The 8078-nt window shown below is 56.0% G+C and carries 14 protein-coding genes and 1 pseudogene; 13 read left to right on the forward strand and 2 right to left on the reverse strand.

Going from position 1 to position 8078, the window contains the following annotated elements; genetic code table 11:
• The first annotated feature begins 41 nt into the window (after nucleotides 1-41).
• Together ASG68_RS17275 and ASG68_RS31460 are read left to right on the forward strand one after the other, a co-directional pair.
• Nucleotides 42-302: a DUF982 domain-containing protein gene (locus ASG68_RS17275; protein WP_062577127.1), complete on the forward strand. Its 261-nt coding sequence runs from the start codon at nucleotides 42-44 to the stop codon at nucleotides 300-302.
• 146 nt (nucleotides 303-448) lie between these two features.
• Nucleotides 449-979, forward strand: coding sequence for a hypothetical protein (locus tag ASG68_RS31460; RefSeq protein WP_156373643.1), 531 nt, complete (start codon nucleotides 449-451; stop codon nucleotides 977-979).
• A 113-nt stretch (nucleotides 980-1092) separates the two neighbouring features.
• Here ASG68_RS31460 and ASG68_RS17290 read toward each other — a convergent pair whose 3' ends face one another.
• On the reverse strand, nucleotides 1093-1317 hold the full coding sequence (locus tag ASG68_RS17290) for a hypothetical protein (RefSeq protein ID WP_062577134.1): 225 nt from the start codon (nucleotides 1315-1317) through the stop codon (nucleotides 1093-1095).
• Nucleotides 1318-1848: 531 nt separating this feature from the next.
• Between ASG68_RS17290 and ASG68_RS17300 the strand changes: the two genes are divergently transcribed.
• The 7 genes from ASG68_RS17300 (at nucleotide 1849) to ASG68_RS17335 (ending at nucleotide 5798) form a co-directional block, all read left to right on the forward strand.
• Entirely contained in the window at nucleotides 1849-2172 is a 324-nt protein-coding gene (locus tag ASG68_RS17300) for a hypothetical protein (RefSeq protein ID WP_062601945.1), read from the forward strand.
• Between the two features lie 1132 nt (nucleotides 2173-3304).
• On the forward strand, nucleotides 3305-3532 hold the full coding sequence (locus tag ASG68_RS17310; protein ID WP_062577142.1) for a DUF6894 family protein: 228 nt from the start codon (nucleotides 3305-3307) through the stop codon (nucleotides 3530-3532).
• Nucleotides 3533-3707: 175 nt separating this feature from the next.
• Nucleotides 3708-4124, forward strand: coding sequence for a response regulator (locus ASG68_RS17315; RefSeq protein ID WP_062577143.1), 417 nt, complete (start codon nucleotides 3708-3710; stop codon nucleotides 4122-4124).
• Entirely contained in the window at nucleotides 4121-4300 is a 180-nt protein-coding gene (locus ASG68_RS31465; RefSeq protein WP_062577145.1) for a hypothetical protein, read from the forward strand. The genes ASG68_RS17315 and ASG68_RS31465 overlap by 4 nt, the downstream gene beginning before the upstream one ends.
• A 521-nt stretch (nucleotides 4301-4821) precedes the next feature.
• Nucleotides 4822-5121, forward strand: a complete 300-nt coding sequence (locus tag ASG68_RS17325) for a hypothetical protein (protein WP_062577149.1) — start codon at nucleotides 4822-4824, stop codon at nucleotides 5119-5121.
• Between the two features lie 134 nt (nucleotides 5122-5255).
• Nucleotides 5256-5498: a hypothetical protein gene (locus tag ASG68_RS17330; protein WP_062577151.1), complete on the forward strand. Its 243-nt coding sequence runs from the start codon at nucleotides 5256-5258 to the stop codon at nucleotides 5496-5498.
• A 39-nt stretch (nucleotides 5499-5537) separates the two neighbouring features.
• A complete protein-coding gene (locus ASG68_RS17335; protein ID WP_062577153.1) occupies nucleotides 5538-5798 on the forward strand; it encodes a hypothetical protein in 261 nt (86 codons plus the stop codon).
• 196 nt (nucleotides 5799-5994) lie between these two features.
• Here ASG68_RS17335 and ASG68_RS31930 read toward each other — a convergent pair whose 3' ends face one another.
• Nucleotides 5995-6150, reverse strand: coding sequence for a hypothetical protein (locus ASG68_RS31930; protein ID WP_164491889.1), 156 nt, complete (start codon nucleotides 6148-6150; stop codon nucleotides 5995-5997).
• Between the two features lie 247 nt (nucleotides 6151-6397).
• Between ASG68_RS31930 and ASG68_RS17340 the strand changes: the two genes are divergently transcribed.
• The 4 genes and pseudogenes from ASG68_RS17340 to ASG68_RS30725 form a co-directional block, all read left to right on the forward strand.
• On the forward strand, nucleotides 6398-6697 hold the full coding sequence (locus ASG68_RS17340; RefSeq protein WP_062577154.1) for a hypothetical protein: 300 nt from the start codon (nucleotides 6398-6400) through the stop codon (nucleotides 6695-6697).
• Between the two features lie 138 nt (nucleotides 6698-6835).
• Nucleotides 6836-7138 carry a DUF982 domain-containing protein gene (locus ASG68_RS17345; protein WP_062577444.1) on the forward strand — a complete coding sequence of 101 codons (303 nt, stop codon included), beginning with the start codon at nucleotides 6836-6838 and terminating at the stop codon, nucleotides 7136-7138.
• A gap of 73 nt (nucleotides 7139-7211) precedes the next feature.
• Complete coding sequence (locus tag ASG68_RS17350) at nucleotides 7212-7436, forward strand: hypothetical protein (protein WP_156373644.1); 225 nt, start codon at nucleotides 7212-7214, stop codon at nucleotides 7434-7436.
• Nucleotides 7437-7751: 315 nt separating this feature from the next.
• Nucleotides 7752-8078 (forward strand): annotated as a pseudogene (locus ASG68_RS30725) (ATP-dependent DNA ligase); the annotation flags it as partial.

An 8078-nucleotide genomic window follows, 5' to 3' on the forward strand; every position in this document is an offset into this window, starting at 1 on the left:
TTGGTTAGTTCCTTGCGCGCATCAGGGAGGAGATTCGCGCAATGCATCCAAATGAACGTCCGAAATGTAGCGAGATCAAATGGTCACCCGTCATCGTTAACCGCGGCCCGCTTGACCAGCGCCGCGTTGAGACACCATTAGAGGCGATCAGCCTTATGAGGGCGATCTGGCCGCAGCCGTCGAACCTACAAGCGCACGCTACCAAGCTGTGTATTGAAGCGGTAGAGCGCAAGCAGACACCCGCACAGGCTCGCGCAGCGTTTCTCGCTGCCCTGATGGATGACAATCTGTCGGTCCACTGATTTTCGGCCAACCAGCACTGAGGCCGTCGTGTTGAAGAGCGCGGCGGTTTTTTTATTGGCTTTCATGAAGGGTGCGGCACTCTCGTTGCAACGCGAGGATCCCGCCATGACCGACGCAGAACGCGTTGAACAACTCGAAGTTAAAATTGGCCAAGCGTATCAGGTCATCGGCGCTCTTCTTGCTCGGCCTGATGGAGAACATCCTGACTTTGATTCACCGGGCGGCCAGCGTACGCTTTATTCGTTCGCCCACGAGCGATACGACGATGACTTCCTTCCGTTGGAGCATCCCCGCAAATGGCTACCGGCTACCTAATCTCAACCCTCGCCATCGTCTCGGGCGGCTTGGCCTTCTTGCGGCCGACCGTGTGGGCGTGCCTTGCTGCATTCGCGATGAACGCCACGGCTGTCTGGTGGTGTTGGCCGGTTTTGATAGCGGCGATGCGGCGCCCTTGATCGACAGTTGCCCGCTGGCGCTCCTTTTCTATCCAATGTCGAAAGACGGCCACACCGAAAGCCAAAAAACGCCGCGACCAAGCGGTTGCGGCGCGAGCGAGACATGTGTTCGGGATAAAATCCGCAGTAAATTTCTCAATAGGAACGGAGGAAATCAAGGCCGTCTCCGAAACAACGCTACAAAAAATGAAGTCAAAGACTGCCGAAGCGGGTATATCTGAAAACGGGCCGGTAAAGTTGCACTTTTGAGCTACTTTGGCGGTTGCGGGCGGCACCGTATGCGCGGAAACATTTCGGTGCCGCTTGCCTTGGCGCGGTGCCGGGCCACGCGGTCTTATTTCGAAAGCGGACTTAGCGGCTGCTCGCCCGTATGATGTACGGGATTATCCGGCCCACCGGCCTCAACCGGGTCTTTCTTTTTCTCGGACTGGCCGGTTCTTGCAGGCGGCACGTCCTGCTCGCCTGTTCCGGCAACATCCGGTAGAGGAATTGGCTCAAGGTCCATTTCCGGAGGCCGAGGCGCAAGATTTTCCGTGTCTGCGATTTCAGGATCCGACATGTGTTTCTCCCTTGCGGCTGCCAAAGAGGGATAGCAGTCCGGCCAAGGGCCTAGCCGAATGCCGCGACGCCTCCTCAAAAAATGGAGCGCTCTTCATCAACGCTGTGCGTCGAGCGCTCAAATCGAATGCCAATTCTGCCTCCAGAAGGAGGTCGTCGTTTTCTCTGTTGAAGTTGTAAGCCTGGCCCATGTGAACCCCCGTTGATGTGATGCGGGATGAACGATGAGAACACAGATTGGTTCCGATCACTTTCGCGGCAGCCTGAGAATCTGTCTGGCCGCAGACCCTGCCTTGTCAGGGGAAGGAGAACCTATGCCTACGATCGGCAAAGCCGCACATAACATCCAGTATTGCGGAACGGTCGACGAGGTCGCGGCGGCTATTGCTTGGCATGATGGTAATGTTCGAGCGACCATTCGCACACTGTTGAGTGACTGCCGCCACCTTAACGAACAACTGGCATTGGCCGGAGGTAACATGGGTATAGGCTATACGCGGGGCTGGCGACCGGTCTCGGAAAGTGTGCAATAATGGATGGCTTCGCAGACGACAAACAATGGAAAGCGCGTGCAGTTGCTGCCGAACTGGTGTCACAGGCAATCGAGGTACTGAAGTCCAGCGGTTTCGATGACCACTGCGCGTTGTCGGCGCTTGAAGATGCTTTGGAGACCCGCCGATTGGCATTCCAGCAGTCGCTCGACCGATTAAGCGTCACGACGAAACCAAAGCTGCTGTTGCCGACCTACTGGGCGCCTTTGGCACCGAGCCGCGGAGCCTTTACGACGTGGGCGTGCCTTTGGTCAGCGGCGGGTACGATCAGAACACTATCGTCAACGCCCTGTTCGATCTGGTGAGCGACGGTGCAATCAAATTGCTACCAGAGAACTCATTACGGGTGGTGCCCGGCAAGCTGCGACTGCCAGTTGGTGATCAGCGGTAAGGATCCCCTCCCCTTGCCTTTGGCACACTGGGGGCCATATCCCCATTTGAATGGAGAGAAAATGAACAAGAAATCAGCCCTCAGTTTATTTACAGTTGGACTTTCCACCATCATCATTTCCGGTTGTGTCGGCGACGGTGGTTCGTATGAACCTCGCTCTGCGGTGGCATATCGGGAGCGTGTGATTATCGAGACTGACGATGACCGCCGCCCGCATCGCCGCCAAGGCTTCGATCGGGAAGATCGGGACATTAGGATGGGTCACGAACGGGATCGACGTCACACTCGTGAGACCGTACGCAATGACCGCGATGGTGATCGCGATCGACCGGACAACCGCCGTTGCAGAGGACCTCGCTGCCCGGATGACGAAAATGAAAATCGACAGTTCCGTCCTCGGTTCTAACATCAAGGACACTCCGTCGCTCGGACAAATCGCATATAATCTTGGCTCCGGATCCAACCCAAGTATACGATCCGGCCTCCGATAGTCCCCAGATGGAGTAGGACGCTCGCGGTTTAGAACGTAAGCGTTGCGCGATACTGACGGCTCTTTGCCGCAATCAGGTATTGAAGACGCCCCGGTCCCTCCCAGCGACCGGGGTTTTCATTTGGCAGATGATCGATTGAACCGGCTTGGCCAACCGGAGGATAAGTCTGGGCGAGATGTTGCCTCGGTCTCAGAGCGAAAAGGCTGAAAGTTCTCTGTGCTCGCGGCATGCTGTGATGATGTTCGTGGACGATCAAAGTACCAGGACACAAGGACACAGCAAGGGCGACGCCCTGGCCCGCCTTTGATAAGTATAGGCGGCTTCTCGCTTTGCCTGGTTAAATTCCGGGACAATTCTTCACCGTTGAGAAGCAGCAGTCCGACCACGGCTCGTTCACTTAAACAGATGGGGAAGTGTTCGCTGCATGGCCACGTGGCAAAGTGACACGGTAGTTGAAGGGCGCTAACACATTGCGCTTGCGTCGATTTAATTCCAGCTCTGCGGAACACGAGGCAACCGAAGAGGTTTGGGAAGATCAAACCTGGGATAAGTCTCATGCCACATTTCTACTTTCACATGTCGACGAATGGAAACGTCGAGCGGGACGTAGAGGGGATAGAATTCAAAACTTTGGAAGAGGCAAGAGTTGATGCCGAGGCCAGTCTGTTCGAGATGGCCTCGGAAGCACTCGCTCGCGGAAAGAAACCTGACGCGCTTTCGATCGATATCTGTGATGAGGCGGGCAAGCTTGTAGCGAAAGTCAATTTCGAACAGAAGCCATAAGATCATCCTCCCGGACAGGGTTGTATTTTAGAATTTCGATTTTAAATTAGTTTATATCTATTGTGCTGCGGAGGTGTACAATCGGTGCACCAGTCCCACTGCACCTATCCTTTTCCTCGGCTGCGACTGTTTGAGAGACCAATCTGCTCTTGCCCAACTTTGATGGAGCAGAGCTATGTCTCTTCCCTTTTCGTTTTCCGAAACTTCACCCGAAACAAACGTTGTTCTTTTGGTGGAGGACGAACCCTTTATCGCGATCGATATGGCGGAAACGCTGTCGGCTGCCGGATATCCAGTAGAAACGCGATCGTCAAGATCGGACGCAACGCGCTGGCTCGCTTCGAATAGTCCGTCGGTCGCAATTTTAGATGTTCATTTGAAGGATGGAGACGGCACGGAGATAGCCTTGATCCTGCAGGATCGAGGTGTGCCCATCATCTTTTGCTCAGGGGGAAGCCCAGCAGATCTCCCCGCAGATTTTCAAGCTGCAGCCTGGGTCCGCAAGCCGTTCACCGAGGGCGAGTTACTACGCGCCATCCGGGGCGCTCTTGATGCGCGCGACTTTCATCAGCAGATGGAGGCGAGCGCATGACGGAAGTTAAGCCCGAAAAGCGCCGGCGTCGTGGCGCATCACCGCGCGGCGAGTTCGAAGCAGCAAAGAGTTTTGCAACCGCCAGTGAAGACGCACGTGTCGCCGCTGATAAACGCAAGTCAGAGGCATTGCGAATGGCGCGCCTCCAGCGTGAACAGGAAAATTCCCGGGCGTAATTTCGGTCGTAGTACCCCCGTCCGGCGGATGTCGGAACTATTTGAACATGTGATGGTTGTCGCAGTGGACTGTCGTGATTTCTCCTTGTTATCGTTGGCAGTTGGCTAAGGAAAGCCCGGCTCAAAACCGGGCTTTTTCTGTTTCGATGCGGTTGGTCAAAGCATCGCGACGTAGCCGGAGCGTGGCGCCCCGGAGCTTGTTGCTTCGCGCCAGCATCATCGTGATGGTCCGGTTCCTTTCTGCCAGAAGTGCCCTTGCGATCACGAGCGCGCAATGGTCATCGAAATACTCGTCGGTGACCCCAGCACGCGCCGCTACCGCCGCTTGCCATATATCCTCGGGAAAATCACTTATTACGCCCATGTGCCGACCTCAATAATCGCCCTGCTGTGCGGCGGGAAACGGTTGAACTTCGCGAAAGTTCTAAGGCAACCCCATAATTGTCTGTTGTTGCGCCCAAGGTTAACAGTCAGGAACATTCCTGAGTTCCTAATGTTATAGACCAAAATCGGAGATCTGGATGATACGCGCACCATCACACGTCGTCGGCGACAAACATCGCCCGCTAGAGCTCGAAGAGATGTTGGACGAGCCGTTTCGCAACCTCGTTGATGAGGCGGCAACAGCGGGATGGGATACCGCCGAAGCGCTAAACGCCTTGGACGCACTGGTTCGCAACTATCGCATAACTTATGAAATCGATCCTCATCCGGCCGACGACCCTGCCGTAAAAGATTCCGGTGACAGCAACGACTTCGGTGAATTCCCGTCTGCCGAGGGCCTGGTGAAAGCGTTCATCCATGGCCGGGAAAAGCCATGACAGGGCGAGTCACGCTGCTTCTAATCATTGCCTGTTCTTCGTTGTCGCGTCGCTTCTGATCTACGGTGTCAATTATCAGCCTGGCTCCGACAGCGGCGTAGGGCTGCCGGCGGTCGAGATTCAGTGAGGCAGAAATGGCGTTCTACGCTTGGACTATCCGAGTACCGAACCGCCAGCCGATCATGCGCGTTACTGAAATCGAGCAGCTTCACACCGTGATGGGCGTGCTGGATCTACCGGGCCTGCAATATGCTCAGGATATTACCGTCAGCGTTTATGGCGGGGTCGCTGACAGCGGCAAGTTTCGGCATGTCGATGTTGAGGATGGGTTCGACTGGTCTATGACGTGGACGAAGGTGACTGGCGCGACCGTCTAAAACGTACTACGGGAACAGTTTACAAATGGACGCGACGAAATGACAAATCTGGATTTGCGAGTCCAAGGACTGTTGACGATGGTAGCCGACAGGAAATTCATCGTGATCGACGGTTCCGAATGCGAAAATTTTTTTAATCGTTACCCTGTGCACGAGGCAATTCGCACGCGTCTTCTAGAAGAAACGCCGGAGGCTGGCGACCGCTTACGGTTCAACCTGACAACCAAGGGATGGGAGGCGGCTGGCTTGCCGCCCAACCTGTCTGTGATCCAAAGAATCAAATCTTGGTTTGCTCAATAGCCAGCCGGGGCTGTGGCGTTGGAGACAGGTCTTGCGACCGATAGACACGAAAAAGCCAGCTGCCTTGGGGGAAGGCGGCAGGCTCTCGAAATCGGCGCCAAATGCGGCACTGGCACCGATACACGAGCGAGAGTGGCCCGCACTCATGATTATTTTAGCTGCACCAGACCGAGAGGTACGGTGTGGCGTCAAACTATTAGGCAGCGATCCTGCGAGCAGCCTTGTCAGCAGCCTTGCGGTTGTCACCGTGCTCTTCGAGTATCTTCCGTGCGTCTTCGATGTCGATCCGGTGCTTCTTCGCAAACACCGTGGCCTCCGCCAGCGGCGTTGCCGCATGGACCTTGTCTGTCATAGCATCTCTCCTGATTTCGGCACACGCGGTAAGTCCATGATGGGTGCCTTTGGAGCTTATATGGTGATAGAGTGGCGGGATTACTACCCCGCCTCACCCAACCTTGTGGCCAGCATAACGTCTCCTCAACGATAATTGTCTTGCTTAGTGAGTGGATAACGCGCAGGATTTTAATGTCGATGGCATTTGAAGCGGGCGCCATTGCGTAGAGGTTGAATACCTTCGCCCCAACAAAAGGAGGACTATGATGTCTTCCAACATTCCCCGCGACTTTCTCGAAACGGTGGAAATGCAAATGATCTGGCGCGTGCTCGAGCGCGCCGGCTATTACGGTACGAAGTCTCAGGTCGATGCTGATATTAGTAGGGACGCTGCAAAATTCCTCTTGAAACTGTTTCAAACCGGCATCGACGCTGAAGACGACCTTGTCGCGGCACTCGATGCGCGTGGAAGAAGCAGCGTAGATGGGGGCGACACCCCTCGGCAGGTGCGCCTTGAAGCCGTCGACCGATGGGCCGACGAGGGTGGATCGGTGTTTGAAAGCTAACGCCCGTAGAGTTTGGGGAACGGGGGTCTGCTTGGCCACGTAAAAGCGTATGGTGAAAATTTGGTCAATCAAATCTTGAAACCGTTTGAGCCGCACCAATATCAGATCTACCCCAACACCGTGACAAGGAGGATCGCAATGCTTGCTGACGTGTATTTTTCAGTGCCTTTGAACGTTGCTTTTCCCAACGGGATGACGCGTACGTTCGAGAGCTTGAACGACACGGTCGATTTTCTCGAAAATGAATGGCCGCTTCGACATGGCGAACGGTATAAGCGCGCCTGCGAAAAGTGCCGGGCCGCGCTCGCGAGGCGGACCCCTGTCTCTATCGCCCGTGAGGCCTTCGTGGCAGCCTGCCTTGAAGCCGGCCTGCCAATCCAGGCTGTCTCTCCCGCGTGGCAACGCACTGGATCCAGTTCGTCTGGCCGCATGAGCGCTTAGCAGCCACCTCAGGACCAGCGGACCATTTGTTTAACCCATCCCGCGCATTCCGGCCGGATTCGGGATTTTAGGAATGGGATTAGAGAATGAGGTAGCACAGATGGGAAATGAGTATGTTGATGCGGTTGAAGCGGCGATCGAACGTACGGTGAATGCTCGTCGCAATCTCATGGCAGCAGTTGGCACGCGTGATGGCGGAGACAAGGCTATCGACAACATCATTCGATATCAGAACGCGCTTGAAGCGCTTTATCGTGCCCGCGATAACGAGAAAAGCCTGCTAAGCCCGGACGTATAGTCCGTAGGAACCAACTTATGTGGCGAGCGGCTCACCGCTTGCTTCGCCTGCTACGGGCTTAAGGGTGCTGGAACGGCAAGCAATCCTTAATCCTTCTATGGCGCAATGGGCGGATGGCAAAACGTCCCCCAAAAACCATCGGCCTTCGTACCGAGGCTGACGCGCCACTGAAAAGCCGCGCTCCGGCTGCTCGCGACCCTCGCCAACCCGCCCTGCCCTTCGACCCGATGCCGGACAGGATAGAGCCGTGCCTTGCGCTGCTGACCGGCAAGCCGCCCTCGCGACCCTCGCCAACCCGCCCTGCCCTTCGACCCGATGCCGGACAGGATAGAGCCGTGCCTTGCGCTGCTGACCGGCAAGCCGCCGAAGGGTGACGACTGGGCTTTCGAAATCAAGTGGGATGGATACCGGCTGGCGGTGCACGTCGAGCCGACAAAGGTCCGGATCCTGACACGAGGCGGGCATGACTGGACGTCACGTTTCACCGGTATCGCCAACGCCGCGAGGAATCTTGGCGCGGCAACGATGATCCTCGATGGGGAAGCGGTCGTGCTTGATGACCAAGGCCGACCTGATTTCGGCGCGCTTCAGGCAGCGCTTGGCGGCCGAGGTGGGAAACGCGACGCCAGAGCAGCCATCTTT

Origin of the sequence: Rhizobium sp. Leaf453, assembly GCF_001425605.1 — a bacterium.
Taxonomy (GTDB): Bacteria; Pseudomonadota; Alphaproteobacteria; order Rhizobiales; family Rhizobiaceae; genus Pararhizobium.